This window comes from Bacillus sp. ISL-77, from assembly GCF_018613105.1.
This window is the reverse complement of the sequence record NZ_JAGGQY010000043.1, coordinates 64448-88594: the sequence shown is the minus strand read 5'-3', so window position 1 is coordinate 88594 and position 24147 is coordinate 64448. Positions and strand designations below refer to the sequence as shown.

The 24147-nt window shown below is 38.8% G+C and carries 18 protein-coding genes and 1 pseudogene; 12 read left to right on the top strand and 7 right to left on the bottom strand.

From position 1 onward, the window contains the following. The first annotated feature begins 19 nt into the window (after positions 1-19). The 5 genes from uxuA (at position 20) to J7E77_RS18025 (ending at position 5407) form a co-directional block, all read left to right on the top strand. Positions 20-1132: a mannonate dehydratase gene (gene uxuA / locus J7E77_RS18045; protein WP_214716190.1), complete on the top strand. Its 1113-nt coding sequence runs from the start codon at positions 20-22 to the stop codon at positions 1130-1132. Next, positions 1098-2735: a mannitol dehydrogenase family protein gene (locus J7E77_RS18040; protein WP_214716188.1), complete on the top strand. Its 1638-nt coding sequence runs from the start codon at positions 1098-1100 to the stop codon at positions 2733-2735. Before uxuA ends, J7E77_RS18040 begins: the two co-directional genes overlap by 35 nt. A gap of 81 nt (positions 2736-2816) precedes the next feature. After that, entirely contained in the window at positions 2817-3467 is a 651-nt protein-coding gene (locus J7E77_RS18035; protein WP_214716187.1) for a bifunctional 4-hydroxy-2-oxoglutarate aldolase/2-dehydro-3-deoxy-phosphogluconate aldolase, read from the top strand. Further along, a complete protein-coding gene (locus tag J7E77_RS18030) occupies positions 3467-4480 on the top strand; it encodes a sugar kinase (protein WP_214716186.1) in 1014 nt (337 codons plus the stop codon). Before J7E77_RS18035 ends, J7E77_RS18030 begins: the two co-directional genes overlap by 1 nt. Positions 4481-4705: 225 nt before the next feature. After that, positions 4706-5407 (top strand): GntR family transcriptional regulator, encoded by a 702-nt coding sequence (locus tag J7E77_RS18025; RefSeq protein ID WP_214716185.1) that lies wholly within the window; start codon positions 4706-4708, stop codon positions 5405-5407. Between the two features lie 130 nt (positions 5408-5537). Here J7E77_RS18025 and J7E77_RS18020 read toward each other — a convergent pair whose 3' ends face one another. The 3 genes from J7E77_RS18020 to J7E77_RS18010 all read right to left on the bottom strand — a co-directional run bounded on the left by J7E77_RS18020 (position 5538) and on the right by J7E77_RS18010 (position 9547). Continuing rightward, positions 5538-6803 (bottom strand): MFS transporter, encoded by a 1266-nt coding sequence (locus tag J7E77_RS18020; protein ID WP_214716281.1) that lies wholly within the window; start codon positions 6801-6803, stop codon positions 5538-5540. A 153-nt stretch (positions 6804-6956) separates the two neighbouring features. Next, positions 6957-7970: a zinc-binding alcohol dehydrogenase family protein gene (locus J7E77_RS18015; protein WP_214716184.1), complete on the bottom strand. Its 1014-nt coding sequence runs from the start codon at positions 7968-7970 to the stop codon at positions 6957-6959. A gap of 71 nt (positions 7971-8041) precedes the next feature. Continuing rightward, positions 8042-9547: a UxaA family hydrolase gene (locus tag J7E77_RS18010; RefSeq protein WP_214716183.1), complete on the bottom strand. Its 1506-nt coding sequence runs from the start codon at positions 9545-9547 to the stop codon at positions 8042-8044. A 196-nt stretch (positions 9548-9743) separates the two neighbouring features. Between J7E77_RS18010 and J7E77_RS18005 the strand changes: the two genes are divergently transcribed. The 5 genes and pseudogenes from J7E77_RS18005 (at position 9744) to J7E77_RS17985 (ending at position 16595) form a co-directional block, all read left to right on the top strand. After that, positions 9744-10628, top strand: coding sequence for an AraC family transcriptional regulator (locus J7E77_RS18005; RefSeq protein ID WP_214716181.1), 885 nt, complete (start codon positions 9744-9746; stop codon positions 10626-10628). A 161-nt stretch (positions 10629-10789) separates the two neighbouring features. Continuing rightward, positions 10790-12268 carry a tagaturonate reductase gene (locus tag J7E77_RS18000; RefSeq protein WP_214716179.1) on the top strand — a complete coding sequence of 493 codons (1479 nt, stop codon included), beginning with the start codon at positions 10790-10792 and terminating at the stop codon, positions 12266-12268. Between the two features lie 369 nt (positions 12269-12637). Further along, positions 12638-14236: a glucose PTS transporter subunit IIA gene (locus J7E77_RS17995; RefSeq protein WP_214716177.1), complete on the top strand. Its 1599-nt coding sequence runs from the start codon at positions 12638-12640 to the stop codon at positions 14234-14236. Positions 14237-14474: 238 nt separating this feature from the next. Next, positions 14475-15662 (top strand): annotated as a pseudogene (locus J7E77_RS17990) (amidohydrolase). 165 nt (positions 15663-15827) lie between these two features. Continuing rightward, positions 15828-16595 (top strand): IclR family transcriptional regulator, encoded by a 768-nt coding sequence (locus J7E77_RS17985; protein WP_214716175.1) that lies wholly within the window; start codon positions 15828-15830, stop codon positions 16593-16595. Between the two features lie 104 nt (positions 16596-16699). Here J7E77_RS17985 and J7E77_RS17980 read toward each other — a convergent pair whose 3' ends face one another. Next, a complete protein-coding gene (locus J7E77_RS17980; protein WP_214716173.1) occupies positions 16700-17479 on the bottom strand; it encodes a LysM peptidoglycan-binding and 3D domain-containing protein in 780 nt (259 codons plus the stop codon). A 365-nt stretch (positions 17480-17844) separates the two neighbouring features. Further along, positions 17845-18762, bottom strand: coding sequence for an aldo/keto reductase (locus J7E77_RS17975; protein WP_214716279.1), 918 nt, complete (start codon positions 18760-18762; stop codon positions 17845-17847). A 330-nt stretch (positions 18763-19092) separates the two neighbouring features. On the opposite strand from J7E77_RS17975, the gene J7E77_RS17970 reads away from it, so the two are divergent. Next, the gene (locus tag J7E77_RS17970) at positions 19093-20640 is read left to right on the top strand and encodes a flavin monoamine oxidase family protein (protein ID WP_214716171.1); all 1548 of its coding nucleotides are present in this window, start codon (positions 19093-19095) and stop codon (positions 20638-20640) included. Positions 20641-20727: 87 nt separating this feature from the next. On the opposite strand, the gene J7E77_RS17965 is transcribed toward J7E77_RS17970, so the two are convergent. After that, the gene (locus tag J7E77_RS17965; protein ID WP_214716169.1) at positions 20728-21267 is read right to left on the bottom strand and encodes a helix-turn-helix domain-containing protein; all 540 of its coding nucleotides are present in this window, start codon (positions 21265-21267) and stop codon (positions 20728-20730) included. Positions 21268-21311: 44 nt separating this feature from the next. After that, on the bottom strand, positions 21312-22019 hold the full coding sequence (gene rluF, locus J7E77_RS17960) for a 23S rRNA pseudouridine(2604) synthase RluF (protein WP_168241370.1): 708 nt from the start codon (positions 22017-22019) through the stop codon (positions 21312-21314). Positions 22020-22423: 404 nt separating this feature from the next. Between rluF and J7E77_RS17955 the strand changes: the two genes are divergently transcribed. After that, a complete protein-coding gene (locus J7E77_RS17955) occupies positions 22424-23611 on the top strand; it encodes a L,D-transpeptidase family protein (RefSeq protein WP_214716167.1) in 1188 nt (395 codons plus the stop codon). Positions 23612-24147: the final 536 nt, after the last annotated feature.

The window sequence follows — 24147 nt, the reverse complement described above, 5'->3', positions numbered from 1 at the left end:
AAAGAAGGAGTGGATATCGATGCAAATGACATGGAGATGGTATGGTGAAGGGAACGACTCGATTACACTTGACCATATTCGGCAAATTCCGGGTGTAATGGGAGCCGTTTGGTCTCTGCATGATAAGGTTGCAGGGGAAGAATGGGAAATGGAAAGAATCCAGGAGGTTGCGGACCAAATTCGAAGCAAAGGATTCAGTCCGGCTGTAGTAGAAAGCGTAAACATTCATGATGATATCAAAATCGGATTGCCTACTAGGGATAAGTATATCGATATTTATATCGATACAATTAAGAAGCTTTCTAAAGTCGGAGTGAAAGTGATTTGCTACAATTTTATGCCGGTTTTTGACTGGACAAGAACGGACCTATATAAGGAGTTACCTGACGGTTCCAATGCCCTGTTTTATGAAAAAGCTGCGGTTACCGATGATCCAAAAGATATGGTTGAAAAAATCCTGGGCGGCGTCGGTGAATTTACCATGCCGGGCTGGGAACCGGAACGTATGGCTAAGTTGGACGAATTGTTTAAAGCGTATGAGGGAGTGACCGAAGACATTCTTTTCGACAACTTGAAATACTTCCTTGAACGAGTGATCCCTGTATGTGAAGAATATGATGTGAAAATGGCGATCCACCCGGATGATCCCGCTTGGCCGATTTTCGGATTGCCACGTATTATTCGCAATCGGAATTATATCAGAAGATTCCTTAATCTTGTAGATAGTCCATACAACGGTTTAACCTTCTGCACAGGATCATTAGGAACCAATCCTGAAAACGATTTACCGGCAATGATTCGCGAATTTCATGATCGAATCCATTTTGCACATATCCGTAATGTAAAGGTTTTTGAAAATGGCGATTTTATTGAAGTCTCTCACCGCGGCCAGGATGGAAGCGTCGATGTAGCCGAAGTCATCAAAGCGTACCATGAAAATGGATTTACGGGTTATGTCCGCCCGGATCACGGTCGTCACCTTTGGGGCGAAGAGAAACATTGCAGACCTGGTTATGGGCTGTATGACAGAGCGCTTGGAATCATGTATATGCTAGGTGTTTGGGACAGCCTGGAAAAAGAGAAAGGAAGAGAGCTAAGTGCTACAGTTAAAGAGAAGCAGTATAGTAAATGAAGCTGAAGCATGGAAAAGAATCGGAGTCGAACTTCCGCAATTTGATTTTAACCAGGTTGCCAAAAGTACGATCGAAAAGCCGCAGTGGGTACACTTTGGTGCCGGAAATATTTTCAGGGGCTTTGTTGCCAATGCTCATCAAAAACTGTTAAACCAAGGACAAGCGGAGACCGGAATTATCGCAGCGAAAACGTATGATTTTGAAATGATCGACCGGTTAAATAAGCCGTATGATAACCTGACCCTGCTTGTGACCATGAAAGCAAACGGCTCTTTTGAGAAGACCGTCATTAACAGCATTGTCGACACTATTGCAGCTGATTACAACAGGAAAGATGAATTCAACCGGCTTGTCGGGATTTTCGAAAATCCAAGTCTTCAGATGGCCAGCTTTACGATTACGGAAAAAGGCTATACCTTGACGAATCCATCCGGGCAATTTATAGGTATGGTTGAGAAAGAATTTGAAACTGGATTGGATAGCCCGGTCCATGCCATGAGCATTGTAACAGCACTTGTCTACCACAGATATATGAAAGGACAATATCCCATGACTTTCGTCAGCATGGATAACTGTTCCCATAATGGCGACAAGCTCAAAGCTGCCGTCTTAACGATAGCAAAGGAATGGCTCAAGAGGGGACATGTGGAGGAAGGCTTCATTGCTTATCTCGAGGATGAAGGCAAGATCACCTTCCCTTTCACCATGATTGATAAAATTACGCCAAGGCCATCTGAAAAGGTGAAAGAAGCGCTTCTTGACCAAGGGATTATCGGCATGGACATCATTGTCACACCCAAAAATACGTATACGGCGCCTTTCGTCAATGCAGAAGTAAGTGAATATCTTGTCATAGAAGACAAATTCACGAATGGCCGTCCGGCCTTGGAGCAGGCGGGAATTATTTTTACGGACAGGGAAACAGTGAACAAAATTGAAACGATGAAGGTTACCACTTGCCTGAATCCGCTTCATACAGCATTGGCTGTTTCCGGCTGCCTGCTTGGCTATACTTTGATTGCAGATGAAATGAAAGACGAAACACTGAGAAAATTTGTAGAAATGATCGGTTATCAAGAAGGATTGAAGGTAGTGGTCAACCCTGAAATTATCAGCCCGAAAGCCTTCCTGGATGAAGTTTTGAACGAACGCTTTTCCAACCCTTATATCCCGGATACGCCGCAGCGCATCGCGTGCGACACATCCCTAAAAGTAGGAATCCGCTTCGGTGAAACTTTGAAGTCCTATGTAAAAAGAGAGGACCTGAATCCGGCTGATTTGAAAGCTATCCCGCTTGCCATTGCAACGTGGTGCCGCTATCTCCTGGGCATTGATGATGAAGGAAAGCCCTTTACTCTAAGTCCTGATCCACAGCTTGAGACTCTGAAAGCGGCTCTTGAGGGTGTTGCTTTGGGTGACCGAACATCTAACATAAAATTAATCCTGTCCAATCAAGCTATCTTTGGAGTCAATTTGTATGAGATAGGGTTGGGCGAAAAGATTGAGTCCATGTTTTATGACATGCTTGCAGGTACCGGTGCCGTCCGCCGTACTTTGGAGAAGTATTGTCTTTCAGATAAGAAAAAAATCACGGTTGGTTAGGAGCGGATGGGCTATGAGAAGTTTCTCATGCCCATTTCCTATTACCATTGGAAAAGGAATAAATTAAAGGAGGAGAAAATAATGAAAAAACTAGACGTATTGACGAAAATATCCGAATGTGGGGTAGTAGCTGTTGTAAGAGCAGATTCCAAGGAAGAAGCCATTAAGATATCAGAAGCATGTGTAGAAGGCGGCATTCAAGGGATTGAGGTTACTTTCACTGTAAAAGGTGCAGATGAAGTCATCAAGGAATTAGCTTCTATTTACGGAGAGAATTCAAATGTCGTCATTGGAGCCGGAACGGTTCTTGATGCAACGACAGCAAGGATCGCTATTCTTGCCGGTGCACAATTTGTCGTTAGTCCGGGATTTGATGGAGATACGGCCAAACTATGTAATCTCTATCAAATTCCATATATGCCGGGATGCATGACTATCACTGAAATGAAGCATGCGTTAGAAGCCGGGGTCGATATTGTTAAACTATTTCCTGGTAATGCATTCGGTCCTGAGTTTGTAACGGCGGTAAAAGCTCCTCTTCCACAAGTGAACATTATGCCGACTGGCGGAGTCAACCTAGATAATGTGGATAGATGGATAAAAAATGGCTGTGTGGCTGTCGGTGTGGGTGGAAATTTAGTTGCACCAGCCAAACAAGGGAATTATGACAAAATTACTGAATATGCAAAGCAATATGTCCAAAAGGTACAAGAAGCAAGAGGGAACTACTGATGAAAAAAATAGTTACACTTGGAGAAATTATGCTTCGCCTTTCCGTAGATAACGGTGAACGGCTTTTTCAAGCTGATCAGCTTAGGATGCATTATGGCGGTGCAGAAGCAAATGTAGCCGTTTCACTTTCAAACTTTGGACATGACGTCTATTTTGTTAGTAAAGTACCGAAAAATCCATTGGGAATAGCTGTTGAGAGACAATTGAAATCTTACGATGTCCATACTGACTATCTGATTAAAGGCGGGGAACGGTTAGGTTCCTACTATCTGGAAACTGGAGTAGGACAAAGAAATTCCCAAGTGACGTATGACAGGAAGTACTCCAGTTTTTCGATGCTTAGACCAGATGAAATCGATTTTGATGAAGTTTTTTCAGGGGCTGTACTCTTTCATGTTACCGGAATTACCCCGGCACTATCCCCAAGCTTAAAGGAACTTACGTTGCTTGCGCTTAAAAAAGCGAAGGAAAAAGGGGTACTTACCAGCTTTGATTTTAATTACCGGGCAAAACTTTGGAGCCAGCAAGAAGCAGCAGATACGTTTAAAACATTACTTCCATTTGTTGATATATGCTCCTTCGGTGAATTGGATGCCGTTTATATTCTCGGCCTAGATCAAGCTGATCATTCCTTGTCCAAAGAGGATAAGTTGAAATATTATTATTCAAAAATGATTGAATTGTATCCAAACATTCGGTCGATCAGTTCAACGTTCCGAACTATTATTTCTGCTTCAACCAATACGCTGCAAGGAAACTATTTCACTGGCGGGGAGTTATACCAATCAGAGATTTTCCAGATTGATCACATCGTTGATCGGGTAGGCGGCGGTGATGCATTTGCGGCAGGTATTTTACATGGAATCTTAGAAAATAAGCCCTCCCAGGAACTAATCACATTTGCGACAGCAGCATCTGTCTTAAAACATACAATACATGGTGATTGTAATGAGTTTTCAGTAGATGAGGTTGCTGCTTTTGCAAACAATGGTCCAGGGAAAATTGTCCGCTAAAAGTTGAAATCAATTTATCGAAGGATTATCAAAATGCCTATTTCACTTCTTGGGGTGAAGTAGGTTATTTAATTTATTTTATCAAATCGATAATTAAATAGTTTACTATCGACATAAAATGAATAATCGTTTATTGGATAAGAGTCCTGTTGACTTCAGTAACTTACAGAAGTAAAATTTTGTATATAAGTATACTAAATAACAAAAGAATAAAGGGGTTTTATATTGAGTCTTAATAGTATCACTACAAATGACAGAAAAACACTTGGAAAAAAAGCCTATACTAAAATCCGGGGAGAAATTATTACGTTAAACTTTAAGCCAGGACAAATGTTGTCTGAAAGTGAACTGGCTGCTACTTTAGGAGTAAGTCGTACACCTATTCGTGAAGCTTTTTTAATGCTTCTGCATGATGAATTACTTGATATAATTCCACAGCGAGGTGCACGAGTTGCATTAATATCAGTAAAGAAATTTGAAGAAAACAGGTTTGTAAGGGAAAGTTTAGAAATAAGTGCCTTGAAATCTGTAGCCAGAAACTGGAATTCCGATGATTTACGTTATAAAGAAAGTCAAAAAAAAGCTATTGAATTATTAGAAAAACAACATATAGCAGCTACAAAGGGAGAATATATTCAATTCTTGCAGTTAGACGATTTATTTCATTCCGTTTTTTTGGAACTAATGGAAAACCAAACATTAATTTCTGTTGTTACACAAATGAGAGGTCATTTGAACCGGGTGCGCTATTTAGAGTCTACGACACCTAACCATATGGAAAATGTGGTAAGTCAACATCAAAACATTTTTGACGCCATTTCCTCCAATAATGAAGTGAAAACAGAGGAATTATTGCGACACCATTTTCATAAAAAAGACGATTTACCAAAATTAATTGAACTGTATTCAGATTATTTTACTTCTTAACTAGGTGAGTAAGATAGATTAAACTACAAACAAAAAGAGATGACTCAGGCCGTTTTATTAACCGGTTGAGTCATCCTCTAAAACATTAAAGCGCTTAATTTCAAAAAGATAGAAACTAAAACTATAAAATTTAAACAGTCATTTTTACGGATTTCGTGTTAGTGCTGGGATACTTAATGGGACGAACAAAACGGATTACAGATAAGGAAGCAAAGATTGCCAATCCGCCTGCCAATAAAAACGCAGATGTAAATGAACCGGATCTATCAACAAGGTATCCAGTTAAAGCCGGTCCTATAATTCCAGCTGTGTTCGCTAAAAAGTGCATAAATCCACCTACAGATCCAACACTGCTTTGCTCAACAACATCCTGGACGATTGCCCAGTATATTGCCCCTGTCAAATATAGGAAAAATACTGAAAACGCAACCAATGTTACCGCACTGACTGTTGTTGTTACAAGACCAGCCCCTCCGATACAAACAGCTGAAGTAAATAGACAAGTTACAAGCACAACTTTTCTTGAGAACAATACACCTTTATTTGTAAATTTTTTGAAAACAAAATCTGAAACAAATCCGCCAGAGGCTAGTCCAATAAATCCGACAACCCATGGAATCATGGTTATAACACTCATTTCCTTAACATCCATGTGACGAGCATCTATCAAATAACTTGGAAACCAAGTTAAGAAGAAGAATAAAATGTAGTTATAGGAAAAGAATGCAAATGCTGTGAATAATACTGTTTTTTGTTTCAAATAAAAGGTTAATGGACGTTTTTGTTGTGGAACCTTGTTGTTTTTTACAACAGTTGACTTTTCCGCAGAAGCAGCAGGTTTTTCTTTAACAAATTTCCACCAAAATATTGCCCAAACAAGACCTAAAACCATAATAAAAAGGAAGGATATCTTCCAGCTGAATGTAATGGCGATAAAGCCTACAATTGGTCCTGAAATGGCTCCACCAAGAGGTGTGCCACTATTCGTTAAACCAACAGCAGACGCACGTTGGTCAGCTGGGAACCAGTTATTGACCATTTTACTGATGGTTGCCGAAAGCGGGCCCTCACCCATTCCAAATAAAACACGAATGACAATTAAACTTGTAAATCCAACGGCTAATGCAATAGCACCACTAAATAATGACCAAACGATCATGGCAACAAACAAAGTAAGTTTCGCACCGTATTTATCAGAAGCCATTCCCCCAATAAAGTTGAAAATGGCATATCCAACAGAAAAACTACTAAAAATGATTCCCATTTGTGTTGCTGATAATGATAAATCTTCCTTAATAAATGGAGCACCAATGGACAATGCAGAACGGTCTAAATAATTGATTACGCCAGCTATGAATAATAAAATCATTACAGGTAATTTATCTTTTGTGAACATTTTTGATAACATTGATTTACCCCCTAAAATTTTGTTAACGCTTTCTCGTAATATCTAATTAATTTCCACTTATTCTTTTAAATGATTACCTAATTTACTTGATCATGTGCAAATCATTCCTTATGGGAATCATTTGCACCCCCAGATCACCTTTTACACTTCAACAATAGCTTTAATTACTTTGGCCTCTGGGGTTAACCACTCTTCAAATTGATTGATCATCTTATCAAAGCTAGCACGGTGTGTAATGTACGTATCAATATCTACACCGCCAGTTTGTATTGTCTTCACCACATATTCAAAATCTTCCCGAGTAGCATTGCGGCTTCCCATTAATGTAAGTTCTTTTTTATGGAAATCAGGGTCATCGAACAAAATATTACCCTTGGTTAAACCAACATAGATTAATTTTCCGCCGTGAGCTGGATAGTTAAACGCATCAGACATAGATTTAGCATTACCTGTTGCATCAAATACAACTGTTGGCATTTCTCTATTGGTAATTTCCTTTAAATTCTCAATCGGGTTTTCCAAGGCGTTTACAGTATAATCCACTTTGGCCCATTTACGACAATACTCCAAACGTTCTTCGTTTACATCCATTGCAATTACATTTGCTCCCTCTTGCTTGGCAAAAGCCATGACACCTAAACCAATTGGACCTGCACCGATTACAAGAACATATTCCCCCTGTTTAAGTGCAGCACGTCTAATTGCATGTGCTCCTATACTTAAAGGTTCTATCATAGCAGATTGGTCTAGTGTAAGCCCATTTGTTTTAACTAAATGATTGTAAGGAACCGAAATCCATTCACTCATTCCGCCTTCAATGTGAACACCCAAGACTTTCATATCTGTACAGCAATTCGTTTTTCCATTTCTGCATGCAATACATTCACCACATTCCATGTACGGAATGACTGATACTTGATCCCCTGCCTTTAAGCAAGCAGGGTTCTCACCGATCGATTCAATTTCACCAGAAAGTTCATGACCGAGTGTACGAGGATAGCTGAAAAAAGGCTGGTTTCCTCTGTACGCATGGTAATCAGTCCCGCAAATACCAATGCGGCGGATGCGGACTAAAGCTTCTCCCGTTTTAAGCCCAGGCCGTTCAACTTCAACCATGTTAAATTGATTTGGTTGTTCACAGACAATACTTTTCATTGGACTTTCACTCCTTCAATTTATCTAATTATTTTAACTATAAAAATCTTAAATTTTTTCCAATCTATTATTTATAGAATTACACCGTCTTTGAAAATACTAATTTCTCTAAATCCAAACCTCTCATTATTGGTCTTCTTCTCTCCTGATGCGAGATCCAGAATATATCGGAATAAATCAACTTTCAGTTCATCCATAGTTTTTCCCTCGATCAACTGTCCAGCATTATAGTCAATCCAATTCTTTTTGCGTTTGGCTAAATCAGAATTTGTCGCTAATTTTACTGTTGGTACCGGTCCACCAAATGGTGTTCCCCTACCCGTCGTGAATAATACTATATGAGCCCCAGCTGCAGCCAATGCTGTAACAGAGACAAGATCATTTCCGGGCGCGTTGATTAAATTCAATCCAGGTTTTGCTACTCGTTCACCATAAGGATTTACATCGACAACGACAGCGTGTCCCCCTTTTTGAGTACAACCAAGCGATTTTTCCTCGAGTGTACTAATCCCGCCTGCTTTATTTCCAGGTGATGGATTTTCATAAATGACCTGATCATGACGAATAAAATATTCTTTAAAATCATTTACTAAGTGAACAATCTTATTGAAGATTTCCTCATTTTCCGCTCGGTTCATCAATATTGTTTCCGCCCCAAACATCTCAGGGACTTCTGTCAAAATTGTTGTTCCACCATCTGCAACAATTAAATCAGATACTGCCCCAACTAAAGGATTGGCTGTAATACCAGAAAAGCCATCAGAACCGCCGCATTTCAGTCCTACTTTTAGCTTTGAAACGGGTACTGGCTGGCGTTTAAATTGTTCTGCATACTCCACTAATTCTTCAATTAAACTTAAACCAGTCTCTAATTCATCTTCCACTTCCTGGGACTTCATGAACTTCATGCGATTTGGAGGATATTCACCAATAACCTCTTTAAAAGATTCAATTTGGTTATTTTCGCATCCCAGCCCAACAATCAAGACACTGGCTGCATTTGGATGTTGGGCCAAAGCAGCTAACAGCTTTTGTGTATTAGACAAATCATCCCCTAATTGGGAACATCCGAATGGATGGGAGAAATGATAGATTCCATCCACTCCGCGATCCTTAAACTTTTCACTAGCCATTTTGGCGAGTAATTCACATGTTTTATTGATGCAGCCTACCGTATTGATAATCCAGATTTCATTGCGGATTCCAGCTTCCCCGTTTTCACGAAGATATCCCTGGAATGTATGCTCCGATTCTTTTTTGACTTCCTGTTGGCTGATAGGTTGATAGGTATAATCCAAGATTCCCTTTAAACCAGTCTCCAGATTGTGGGTATGTACCCATTCCCCAACAGAAATGTTCCTCTTTGCCTTACCAATTGAATAACCAAACTTGAGAACATCCTCCCCTTTATTTACAGGGCGGATTAAAATTTTATGCCCTTTTGGAATATCCTCTAAAACATTGATATTTAGTATTTCATTTTCTTCCGTTTGAATCTGAATGTTTTCCCCTTTACGGATTTCTTGCAATGAAATAACAACGTCATCTTTTGCATTCAATTGAACTACATTATTCATTTCATTTCCTCCAACCTTTTTAATTGTTAGTACAATGTATTAACAATCGTTCGTCATATTAACGAACATATAACAAAAGAAAACCCTTACAATTTCAATTTCCTTAATCTTACCATCAATATTTGAAATGAAAATTACATTTTTTGCTTCATTTATACCTTTTTTTGATATAAGATACAATTGGGTGATGAGCTATATGAAAACGATAACAAAAATTTCAAACAGTAACTTACTGTTTCCTTTTTCTTTTATTTATCAAGATACCAAAAGTCCACAAAAAGAACTGGCTGACCATATTCACGATTATTATGAAATTGTTTATGTATATAGTGGAAAAGGGACTTTTTTCATCGATGATATTTTTTATGACATGAAACAAGGTGATGTATTCCTTATCCCGAACAATATCATTCATCGTGCCATGCCTGACAAGGATGAACCTATAACATCGACCATTATTTTTTTCAGCCCAACATTAATTTATAATGTCTTACTTGATGATTCTTTCTCTTATTTAAATTTGTTTGATATGGCAAAAAAAATGAAAACTTATAAAATATCCCTGGAACTAGAGAATCAAAAGAAGATGGAAGAACAACTCTTAAATATTTTTCAAGAAACGGTAAAAAATGAACTGGGATCTAGACATGCCTCATTGCTATTCGTTCATCAGATCATACTTGACTTATATCGTGCCCACACGGATAATAAACAGCACTTAATCGAAACGAATACCTATGGACCAGATTGGGTCAAAGAAATTTTAGTCTATATTAATCAAAATTTAAGTCATCAATTAGCCCTGACCGAACTTGCTAAAGAGGCCCTTGTCAGTACCTCTCATTTTAGTAGAGTATTTAAACAAATAACCGGAATGGGATTGACCGTGTATATAAATAATAAAAGAGTCATTAAAGCCAAAGAACTTTTATTGGAAACGAATCATACAGTTTCCTTTATTGCCGAAGAATGTGGATTTGAAAGCATGACTCATTTTCATAGAATCTTTAAAAAATATATGGATATGACTCCTGCTAATTATCGAAAAGAAAATAAAATGTTCCACACTCCTAACATTTAAAAAGCAAAACACCACAGGATCAAAATATCCTGTGGTGTTTTAGTATCAAAATAAGGTATAAATATAGCAAAAACTGTGATTTTTATTCCGTTTATTGATGATACAATGTTTTTGTAAACATGTTAACGTTTTCATAGAGATTTAAGAGGAGGCTTTATAACATGCAAAAATTAACAAAGGAAACATGGGCTGATTACAGGGAATATCCAGAAAAGGTAATACAGTTTGGTGAGGGAAATTTTTTAAGGGCCTTTGTTGATTGGAAAATAGACAAAATGAATAAAGAAGCAAATTTTAATGGCAGTGTAGTAGTCGTTCAACCAAGAGAACATGGAACGGTTCATAAATTAAATGAACAAGACGGGTTATACACACTTTACCTGCAAGGAATCAAGAATAAGCAGGCTGTTAGAGAGCATAGCGTGATCAATTGTATCAGCAGGGGAATTAACACTTATACGGATTACTCCCAGTATTTAGAGCTGGCAGAAAACCCTGAATTAAGATTTATCATTTCCAACACAACCGAGGCTGGAATTTATTTTGAGGAAAATGATAAATTGGAAGATCAACCGCAGAAAAGTTATCCGGGTAGATTAACTGCTCTTTTATACCACCGATTTAAAGCATTCGATGGCGATACAAACAAAGGATTTATCATTATTCCTTGTGAGTTAATTGATCGAAATGGCGAAAAACTGAAGAAAATCGTCCTTCAACATGCGGCACTATGGAATTTGGGAGAAGAATTTGTTAATTGGGTTCATGAAGCCAATGCATTCTGCTGCAGCCTTGTCGATCGAATTGTTACCGGTTATCCAAGAGATACCATTAATGAAATCACGGAAGAATTAGGATATAAAGATGATCTTGTTGTCGTAGGAGAACAATTCCACTTATGGGTCATTGAAGGTCCAGATTGGATTAAAGAGGAGTTTCCAACTGATAAAGCAGGTCTTGATGTTAAATTCGTCAGCGATATGACTCCATATCGATCAAGAAAAGTCAGGATTCTAAATGGTGCTCATTCTGCCATGACTCCTGTCGCTTATTTATACGGATTAGACACAGTGGGTGAAGCCGTTACAAATGAAATAACAAAGAAGTTTGTGGAAGAGTTAATTTATGAAGAAATTATTCCTGTTTTAGATTTACCGGAACAAGAATTGAAGCTTTTTGCAGAAGCTGTGCTTGAAAGGTTTATGAATCCATTTGTAAATCACTATTTAACTAGTATTGCCTTAAACTCAATGTCTAAGTTTAAAACAAGGGATTTACCGTCTTTGCTCGAATATCTGGACAAGAAGAAGGAACTTCCAAAAAAATTAACATTCTCCCTTAGCGCCTTAATTAGTTTCTACAAAGGAAAAAGAGGGGAAGAAGAAATACAACTGCAGGATGATCAAGATATTTTAGATTTATATAAATCCTTATGGGAAAACTATGACAATACAGAGAGTGGTATAAAACAAATTGTTACATCTGTACTTGCATATGAAAAAGTTTGGGGTATGGACCTAAATAATGTGCCAATGTTAACAGAGGCTGTGACGAATTATCTCATTAAAATTGAAAATGATGGGATGAAAGAAGCTATTAAAGAGGTTACTAAAATGAATGCTACAATTGAAGTTGACTGATCCTTCTAAGGAGAATGTTACCTGAGTGAGAAGCAAGGGGAACTTTACTTTCTCTCATACTTTTATTTTTCTACTAGCATAATGACAAATTCTTTGAAGCGTACCTAAATCAAAAGTCTCTATCGCTACCCATAATGGAACAATAATGTGCTTAGAATTTTCTTCGTAAGATGCACACCCAGCGATAAATAACTGCGAAAATTTGAGCCTCTCGTTTGGTAAAGAGAGGTTCTTTTATATATTTAAAAAATTTTCAAAAAAGGATTATCTTCGTTTGAATTCTACCTTTTCGGAAATCATAAGATAAGGTTTCTGCTTATAAAAAATCGTTTTATCTAAGGTGAAATTTCAAACAAGGAGATCAAAAAAATGAATGCGATTAATACGAATGATGCTTCTATAGAAAAAAAAGAAACGGTCATGAATAAAATTTTAGGAGCAATCAGTGGAAGCTTCGCGCCTATTTTAGGGGTACTTGCTGGATCCGGATTAATTTCAGCCTTATTATCCATCTTATCGACATTAGGATGGTTATCTGCTAAAAGCGGAACCTATGCCATTCTTTCTGCAGCTGGACATGCTGTTTTTTATTTCTTCCCAGTTTTTCTAGGGATTACATTAGCCTTAAAACTGGGAGCCAACGGCTATGTTGGTGGTGCGATCGGTGCAGCACTTTTGGAACCGCATTATACGGGTTTAGTTGAAGCAAATGCTCAAAACGTAGATTTCTTGGGGATTCCGGTTATATTAGCAAATTATTCTTCAACCGTTTTTCCAATATTAATGGCTGTTTCCATATATTCCGTATTAGATAAGTTTTTGAAAAAAGTAATTTATAAAGACTTACAAATGTTTCTAAATCCACTTATCTCATTAATGGTGATTGTTCCTTTAACCGTACTCGTATTTGGTCCTTTTGGTACATATGTGGGCGGGGCCTTAGCAGTGGTTATCAAATTTTTAAGTTCAAAAAGTGGAATGTTAACTGGAGCGGTGATGGGAGCTGCATGGTCATTCCTGACTATATTAGGCCTCCACTGGGCCATAATTCCAATATTTATTGCAAATCTTGCGACTGGCGGTGATCCGCTTAGTGCGATGATATCAGCAGCTCCTTTCGCTCAAATCGGGATGGGTCTTGGGGTGTTCTTTAAAACGAGAGATAAAAATTTGAAAACGCTAGCTGGATCAGGGCTTATCCCTAGTGCCTTGGCAGGTACAACAGAAATCATCACATACGGTATCCTAGTACGTTACAAACGAACGATGCTTTTTGTTGCAATAGCCGGAGCTATTGGCGGAGCGATAAATGGGGCATTTGAAGTAAAAGGGACGGCATTTGCTCTCCCAAGTTTCTTGTCGATTCCTGTATTTACACCAATCGGACTATATTTAATGGGGACTTTAACGGCTTTAGTTATCGCATTGGTTCTGACACTTGTATTTGGATATGAAGGGAAAAGCGACGCAGTCCCTGCCAAAACGGTGAAAGAATTTCGACTAGCGAATGTAAAGAGAGAAACCATTTTAAGTCCATTAAGCGGGGGAATTGTTCCATTAAGTGAAATTAGCGATCCGCTTTTTTCAACAGAGACGGTAGGTAAAGGAATTGCGATTGAACCCACAAACGGCGAAGTGATCTCGCCCGTTGATGGAACGGTTACCACTCTATTTCCAACCGAGCATGCCATTGGCATTACATCAGAAGATGGGGCTGAAATCTTAATTTGTATTGGGGTTGATACTATTAATTTAAAAGGTCAATTTTTCACTTCTCAAGTAAAACAATGGGATAAAGTGAGAAAGGGCGACTTGCTAATTCAATTTGACATTGAAAAAATTAAAGCTGCAGGCTTTGATGTAAAAACTCCTGTAGTCATCACTAATACCAATCAATATGTTGATGTTGTCCCAGCCATAGATGGGAAAGTCCAGGCAAAAGATGAATTAATCATGCTGGTTGTATAAATGAAAACTTGCCGATTGGAATGTCCGGTAAGACGGTTCACATTTTTATTGTTTGGGAGGACTCAAGTTCGCCAGTTTGACCGGCAATGAAGATAAAGGATTATTTAAATGATGGTTAGGAGAATTAGGAACCAGTGCAAGTGTTTGGCGTATTAATTGAATCTACATAGATTTTTCCCTCCTCGTAAGTTTGTTCTCTAGATTATTGCATATAGGATTTATAAAGGAGACGAACAGGATGAAAAGTGAATTAATAAGCATGTTAGAATCACGTAAGGAAGAAATAATTGAAATCCGCCGCCATTTACATGAAAATCCTGAGATCTCTTTTAAAGAGGTGAAAACGGCTCAGTACATTGCAGATTTTTATAAAGGGAAAGATGTGGACATTCAAACGAATGTTGGAAATGGTTATGGTATGATCGTAACGATTAAAGGTGGAAAACCTGGAAAAACCATTGGTCTTCGTGCTGATTTTGATGCACTTCCTATTGCAGAAGAAGCGGATGTGCCGTTTAAGTCAAAGAATGAAGGTGTCATGCATGCGTGCGGACATGACGGACATACGGCTTACCTGTTAGTTTTGGCTGATTGCTTAATTTAATTAAAAGACTCCATCCCAGGTACCATCAAAATCATTCACCAACATGCAGAAGAAGTTCCGCCAGGAGGAGCAAAAAGTATTGTAGAATCTGGCTTGATTGATGACTTAGATGCCATTTATGGCATTCATTTGTTACCGATGGGACCTGCGGGAACAGTAGGATTTCATGCGGGGTATTCCTTCAATGGACGAGCTTACATGAAATTGAAAGTTCAAGGAAGAGGTGGACATGGTTCCTCTCCTCATTTAGCTAACGATGCCATTGTTGCTGCTGCACATTTTGTTACAGCTGCTCAAACCATTGTTAGCCGCAGATTAAGTCCATTCGATGTCGGTGTGATCACAATCGGATCTTTTGATGGAAAAGGTACATTCAACGTGATCAAGGACAGCGTCGAACTTGAAGGTGATATTCGGTATATGACAGTAGAAACAAAAGAAACGATTGAGAAAGAAGTTAAACGGATTGTAAAAGGAATTGAAGAAGAATTTGGCGTAACATGTGAGCTTACTTATGCTCCAGATTATCCACCTTTATACAACAACCCTGAGCTTACGGCAATGGTTGCAGAAAGTTTACGAAGCATGAATGATAAAGATATAAAAGAAGTAAAAGAATTTCCGGCTATGTCTCCATCCGAAGACTTTGCTTATTATGCTGAAAAATTCCTTGCCTGCTTCTTTTACATCGCATGCACACCAAAAGGAGTAGAAAATCCTTACTTCAATCATCATCCAAAATTTGATATCGATGAAGATGCACTCCTAGTAGCTGCTAAAGCTGTTGGACAAGTGGTTTGCAGTTATTATCAATTAGATTAAAAAATTTAAAAAAACCTATCACATCCGCCATTAGATTCAGTATGTGATAGGTTTTTTTGTATGGACAGTGACACAATATTAGTACCACCTTTGTAGAAACTGGATGTCATTTGACCAATTTCAGTTATAATAGAATGAATAGATTGGAGGAAGGAGTTCATATTTTTGAACAACGATAAACAGGATCAAACGAAAACATCCAATATTCAAGTGATCTCTCGTGCGGCTAAAATACTAAGGGCTCTTAGAGACCATCCAAAAGGATTAAGCCTATCGAAAATTGCTAAAGAAGTAGGTCTGGCCAGATCGACGGTTCAAAGAATTGTGACTGCTCTTGAACAGGAGAGGTTAGTTGCAGCAGCTTCCGCTAATGAAGGTTTCTGTCTTGGGCCAGAGATTTCATTGCTAGCGGCTGCGGTCCAGAGTGATTTAAGAGAAGAAGTCAGGCCATTTTTAATAGAACTATCACGTCAAGTTAATGAAACGGTAGACCTGTCCGTTTTAGATAACAGTAAGGTGCTTTTTGTGGATCAAATAATCGCACCGCATCCATTGCAAGCAACTTCACAACCTGGTGCGTCTTTTCCATTACATTGCACGGCAAACGGAAAGGCGATACTGGCCTCCTTACCTATAGCTGAGGTTGAGAAATTGATACCGTTGGACATGCAACCGTTCAATGATCAGACAATTACAAGCCGGTATGAACTGTTAAAGGAATTAGAAGTGGTTCGTAAACAGGGAGTAGCTTTTGCCAGGGAAGAGCACATTCAAGGAATTTGTGCAGTGGGCGCAGTTATTTTTGATCGAATGGGAAATTTAAGCGCTATCTCGATTCCGCTCCCCTCCATTCGTTTTTATGGCAATGAAGAGAAGCTAGCGGCTGCCCTCCTTCATACATGTCAAACAATTAACCAGCACTTTAATAACTAATATTGAAGAATGGACATCATTGATCTTCGTTATGACTAAAATGAAAAAGGACCGCGAAATGATATTTCGGGTCCTTTGAATCTTCTGGCTAACATACGGGTATGTTAGTTTAAAATGGTTACCTTTAATTGTTTTACCCCAAAATTGATGGCATCTTGTTCAGCAGGAATAAAGACATCAATTCGATTCCCTTTAATGGCTCCACCTGTATCCCCAGCGATTGCTTCACCATAGCCTTCTACATAAACTTTACTGCCAAGCGGTATAACAGATGGGTCAACGGCGATGACCTTTTTATTTGGGTTATCAATAAGGTTAATTCCAGTAGCCGTAGTGCCGGAACAACCCTCACACGAAGCTGTATAGGCTGTAGCTTTCACTGTAATTTCCCTTGAACTTATATTAGTAGTTGATGCAGCTTCAACCGCTGGTTCACTTTCCTTTGGTGCTTGCGCTGCAGGCTTTGCTGATGTTGTATGTGCAGCAGGCTTCGTTTGTTTTTCTGCTACAGTAGTATTAGTCGTATTTAAACCTTCATAGATTAATAGATTTAATCCAGGATGGATGAGATCGGTAGTTAATTTGTTCCATTCTTTAAGTTGCGAAACAGTTACCTGATAATTCGTGGATATGTCCCATAAAGTGTCACCTTGTTTAACAGCATAATGTTTTTCCGGTGCAATGGTTAGTACATCTCCAGGGTGAATAAGGTCCGTAGTAAGATGATTCAACTTTTGTATATTTTCTAAAGATGTATTATTTGCGCGTGATAGATCCCAAAGGGTATCCCCTTTTTGTACTGTTACTGTTGCGGCTTGTACATTAGCACTTACAGTTACTGAGAGTACAGCAACTGCTATTATTGATATAATTCTTTTAAGCATTCTTTTACCCTCCATGTTCTTTGGTTGCTAAGTTTTCATCATCGTAACATAGAATTTTCTGACACAAAGAACAGGGAGATGTTAAATCGTTTACATCCATGGCAATATTATTGCGATAATATTTCTAAATTCATCTAATAATTTGAAAATAGAACCCCTCAAGGCTCCTAAAATGAAAAAGACCCAGTAGTAGTCCTATCTGGGCGCGTTACTTCTATTTTTACAATAGTGTTACATAAAATGAATTTGAAGTTTATATTATCCTATTATTTTCCTTAAATACCATTTATTTTTCGATTTAAAAACTAATTTCCCATCTAAACAAGGCACAACATTCGCTGTGCCTTGTTTTTTGATGTGTTTATTTACGGTAGAATATTGCCTGCTGCACGATAGATTCGGTACCATTCTTCACGTGTTAACTGAACTTCGCTTGCCTTACAGCAGTCCTTTAACCTGTCGATATTCATCGTTCCGATCACAGGCTGCATGTGGGCAGGATGACGTAAAAGCCAGGCGGTAGCGATGGTCGTGTTGCTCACTTCATATTTGGCGGCAATTTCATCGATCTGCTGATTCAATTCTGGGAATTTGTTGTTTCCAAGGAATACTCCTTCAAAGAATCCATATTGGAATGGAGACCAAGGTTGAATGGTAATATCATTTAGTCTGCAAAAATCGAGGATGCTGCCGTCTCGGTTAATTGCAGAATCATTTTCCATGTTTACATTGATTCCATTAGAAATCATGTTGGCGTTGGTAATACTTAATTGCAATTGGTTAGCCACAAGTGGCTGCTTCACAAATTTCTGGAGCAGTTGGATCTGCATCGGATTCTGATTGGAGACACCAAAATGGCGCACTTTCCCCGATTTCTCAAGGCTATCAAAGGCCTCTGCCACCTCTTCAGGTTCGACCAGTGCATCCGGGCGATGCAGAAGGAGAACGTCAAGATATTCGGTGTTCAGCCGTTTCAATATTCCGTCGACTGATTCTAAAATATATTCTTTCGAAAAATCAAACATTCCCTTGCGAATGCCGCATTTGGATTGCAAGATGATTTTTTCACGAATTTCCGAGTTCATGTGGATGGCATCTGCAAAAATTTCTTCACATGTTCCGCCGCCATAGATGTCCGCATGGTCGAAGAAGTTAGCCCCTTCTTCTAAAGCAGTTTGGACAAAGCGTTCAGCCTCTGTTTTTTCTAGCGAGTTAATACGCATACAGCCAACTGCTACGACAGGCACCTCTAATGAACTGCTTCCTAATTTAATGGTTCTCATCATTTGTTTCCTCCAATTTGTTATACTTGGCGAACGATGTCAATTGGTAATGCGGATATTCGACTATTTCTTCCAACCACATTACCAGAATGAGTGAAACTATTTTTCCCTATTCTTCCCTATTTTGACACATGGGTTTAGTAATAGGCAATTTTTAAACAGCAGCCGCTACATCCATATCGAAGTAGCGATAAAAAATAAATCTGGAAACAGGCTTCTTGCCTCAAGCAAATCAACAGACCATGCATATTTTATTGGTAATTACTATTACACGATAGTTAATCGATCATTTAGCATGGTTTTATTTTTGCATAAAGGGGCTGGTTTTGCTTGGCACGAACGCCATTGGCAAGTATACTGCAGAAATCATTTTTGTTGGCAGGTACTGAACTGAAGAAACCATTAAGTACTGGACAAGCTATTACACTAGATAATAATAATTTACAGAATGCTCTACTCACGCCACAAAAGTATACGAATGAGGGTGGAAAGGCTGCTCCTAAGATCGTCATTGTAGGAGCGGGATTGGCAGGTCTCACAAGTGCTTATCGACTTAAACAGGCTGGGATCACATCAACTATTTATGAAGCGACCGATCGGGTTGGGGGACGTTGTTGGACAAGAAGAGGGTACTTCAACGACGAGCAAATTGTCGAGCGTGGCGGAGAATTAATAGATACCTGCCATATCGAAATTCAAGAACTCGCCAAAGAGTTGGGATTAGAATTAGATAATTTAATCATGGCAGAACCCGTTCACACCAAACCATTTTATTTTTTTGATCAACGCCCTTATTCCTTTGATGAAGTAACTAATGATTTTATAAAAATCCTCCCTAAACTACAAAAGGATCTGAAAGCAGTGGGTGAAACGACCCTTTATAATAGTTATACTGAGCGAGGATTTGAGCTTGATCATATGTCTATAGTCGATTATATCAATGAAACCGTACAAGAAGGCATCCATTCAAGATTTGGTAAATTACTTGCACTTGCCTATTCCATTGAAAATGGAGCTGATGCTCACCAGCAAAGTGCCTTAAATCTACTTTATATGTTGGGGTTTGCACAAAATGAGCCCTTTCGAATGTACGGTGATTCAGATGAATGCTTTCATATAAGGGGCGGGAATGACCAGCTCCCTGCTTTATTAGCAAAAAAACTTAAGGAGCAAATCGTATTTAATGCCCAATTGATTAAGATTGAACAGTCCGTTCAAAATAAAATAACGCTCGTTTTTCGAAATAAAGAAAAGGAATGGAAGGTCTTAGCCGATAAAGTTATTCTTGCTCTCCCTTTTAGTATTTTAAGAACGATAGATTATGAGAATGCAAGATTTCGTCCGTTAAAAGAAACAGCAATTGAAGAGCTCGGAATGGGGGTAAACACAAAACTCCATGTACAATTTGTTAATCGGTTCTGGAATGTGCTCGGAAATAATGGTGAAACATTTGCGGATACAGGCTATCAACAGACCTTTGAATCCTCTCGATCTCAACCAGGTAATTCAGGAATTCTTGTTAACTTCCTAGGAGGTGAAACAGCGGCGCAACTGCTTGCTTACACAGATCGAGAATTAGTAGAGAAGACGAAAGAATTTTTGGACAAGCTTGAACCTGCATTGCCTGGAAGTAATAATAAATGGAATGGTTTAGCAACCGTAGACCATTGGCTAAGTAACCAATGGACTAAAGGCGCTTATTCCTATTGGAAAGTTGGCCAATATACGAAATTTGCTGGAATTTTGGGAGAGCGGGAAGGCAATATCCTCTTTGCCGGTGAGCACACTTCGATTAAGTTTCCTGGTTATTTAAATGGGGCGGTCGAGACTGGTGAGAGGGCAGCACATGAAGTAATCAATGATATAAAAGTAGATTAGGAAAAAAATGCTGACAAATTTGGAATCTGTTGTTCCTTTTTGTCAGCATTTTTTTATTGTGAATTTCTAAGGGAAAGCTAACAGTGTTTAGAAAATGTCATTTAGTTCGCTATCAGAATAGATGGAAATTAACACAACTGCTTTACCATCACCAATATTTTTTACGAAATGCGGGACACTTGCGTTCCAACTGAAGGAATCGCCTTCGTCAATGATCATCGAGTCTTCGCCTTGTTCGGCCAAGACTTTTCCCTCCAAAACCAAATGACATTCTTCTCCTTCATGGGCATTTAATTCACCCATGGAAGCACCAGCAGGGAATTCGACCAGCATCATTCTTAATCCACCTTTGGAGGTTAGATGCTCAACCTTCAAATTGTTAAAGGAGGAGTGAGTCCTTTCAGCCTTTCGAACGACGCGCATATGCTGCTTCTTTTCTAATAATAAATAAGGTAAAGGGATATCAAGAAAGGTTGCAATGGTTTGCAAAGTACTAATCGATGGTGAGGTGTTATTGTTCTCGACATTTGAGATAAATCCCTTTGAGAGTCCAGTCCCCTCACACATTTGCGCAATGGTGATTTTTTTTCTATTTCGTATTGCACGGATTTTCGATCCAATATCCAAATGATCCACCTCAAAGGTTTCCAAATAAAAAACATAATTCTATTTTACCATTCTTTCGGCTGATAGTTTAAGTCTGCAAACAATTGATTGCGTTCTTTCTTAGATAGGTCGCGCCACTGTCCGATCGGTAGATTGCCTAAATGAATATTCATGATTCGCGTCCGCTGCAACCTGACAACTCCATAGCCAAGGGCAGAACACATTCGGCGGATTTGCCGATTTAGACCCTGTGTTAAGATGATTTGAAATACATATTTAGACAATTGCGTTACTTTACATGGTAATGTCTTTGTATCTAGAATTTCCACACCCGCTGCCATCCTCTTTAAAAATTCAGGTGTGATCGGTTTGTCGACTGTCACGATATATTCTTTTTCGTGCTTATTTTCGGCACGCAAAATCTCGTTAACGATATCTCCATCATTCGTTAAGAGAATTAACCCATCTGATTCTTTATCTAAGCGGCCAATATGGAAAATCCGTAAGGGATGATTGACCAAATCAATGATATTTCCCTTTATATGTCTTTCCGTTGTGCTGGTAATCCCAACGGGTTTATTTAAAGCGATATAGACATAGTTTTTAGCCACTTTAATCGGGCTGCCGCTAATACGGACATCATCCCCGGGCTCAACTTGGCTCCCGATCACCGCAACTTTTCCATTAATCGTAACTCTTCCTTCACTAATTAACTTATCTGCTCCTCTTCTAGATGCCTTGCCAGACTCGCTAATAAATTTATTAATACGCATGATACACACCCTTAAGTGGAGAATTGTAAGTTTACCATACCCAACTGCTGCCTTTTTTTCAAGTATTCGGTGCCTGACACTAAAATATTACAAAAGCTACTCAATAGGCCATGTAGTTTACGAACCTGAGGCATTATTAAGGAACAAGTAATGGCGGAAAAAGAGAATATTTGTGAAACGGCATTAAATATCACTGAACTGCTACAAACCCGAGTAAACCAATAGCCAAGGACATAGATTGTTTTTAGAAAAACTGCAGTAGAAAATTGTCGAAAAGGGAAAGATTTACAAACTAAATTTCTAAAATGGCAGGAAATTATCACCATTTTATCTCCGATTTTTGACAAAATATTCTGATTACATATGTTACTTTTAGTAATAACTACATAATTGGGGAGATTACGATGAAAAAACTATCTATTATTTTTGTTTTGCTGTTCAGTGTATTCTTATTTACGAGCCAAGCAGATGCAAGTGGTGGGTCCCAGTTAATTATTATTAACAAAAAGACAAATACCCTTGCATTCTATGATAGTGGTAAATTAGTTAGAACATTCAGCGTTGCTACTGGAAGATCGAGGTCACTTACACCAGAAGGGACTTTTAGAATTGTAACTAAGATCGTTAATCGCCCCTATTATAAATTGAAAATTCCGGGCGGAGATCCTCGCAACCCGCTTGGTAGTCGTTGGCTGGGATTAGAAGCACGGGGCACCTATGGTACCACCTATGCTATTCATGGGAATGCAAATGAAAATTCGATTGGTACTTATGCAAGTTCAGGTTGTGTACGGATGCACAATTCGGAAGTACGTTGGCTTTATAGCCATGTCAATAATTACACATTGGTAATCATCACCCATTCAAACAGCAGCTTTGATTCGATAGCAAAGGCCAACGGTTATGGCAGTGGTTGGGTGGAACTTAGCGGCAACAAGTATTATTACGTGGATGGCCAAGTAAAAACGGGCTGGCAGTCGATAGAAGGAAAAAGGTATTTCTTTGATGACGCTGGTGTGATGAAAACCGGATGGATAACCCAGGGTGATAAGAAATATTATCTCGATTACAAAGGTGAAATGAAAACGGGCTGGCTGGACGATGGTGGAAATAGGTATTATTTCGATCATACAGGTACGATGAGAACGGGCTGGATCGCAGACGGTGGGAAGGAATATTATCTTGATAACAAAGGTGTGATGAAAACCGGTTGGTTATCTATCGCCGAAAATCGGTACTATTTTGATAGCAGCGGAGCTATGAAAACCGGCTGGTTAGCGGATGCTGGAGAATTGTATTATCTCGATAATACAGGATTGATGAAAACGGGCTGGATCAATTCTGAAGGCCTCTGGTACTATCTCAATGATACTGGTGTCTTGAAAAATACTCAGGCTCTTGCCAACAATAGTCAGTGGGATTATCTCGACAAAAATGAGGATGTAACGGCAGACCGGTCCAATTTATTAGAGGAAAAATACAAACTTAACAGTCAAGAGTCGGTAGTGACTGGTTGGTTGAATTATAAGGAGAAATGGTATTACCTGTATGTAGGTGCTGACATGGTTGCTAGCGCAATGAGTGAAGGGTAAATAGGTTGGCAGGATATAATGCCTCATAGATTAATAGATAGCTTAAAGTGCCTCTAGAAGGCGCTTTTTTGCTGTGAAGCCGTGAGTATTTGAAGGGATATAAACAAGCAAAAACCTACCCTCAGAAGCTTAGTGACAATCCACTATTCTTCGCTAATTGGTAACATATTCATAGATTAATGTTTTACAAGAAGGCTGGTTTAATAGTTTCTTAGTTAACGATTTTAGAAGAGGGGAGGGGCACGTAAATCTATGTGAGAGCGGACTGTGGAGGAATATCGAAAAGCATACATTTTCGTATACATGTTTACGTTTTGTATACTTTGTGTTTACAAAGGCGTAAACATGTATACGAACTCGTACACATCGCGTAATGGCGCAGTGTATACAAGTTTGATATCGTTGTTTACAAAAACTTGATAACAGCGATACCTGAAAACAGGCTAGCTAGCGGACGGTGGGGAATGTTGTTGTCTGGATACTTCTCGTTTCATGAAGACTGGCTAGATAAGCTCTGAAGGCAGATGATGCGTTCT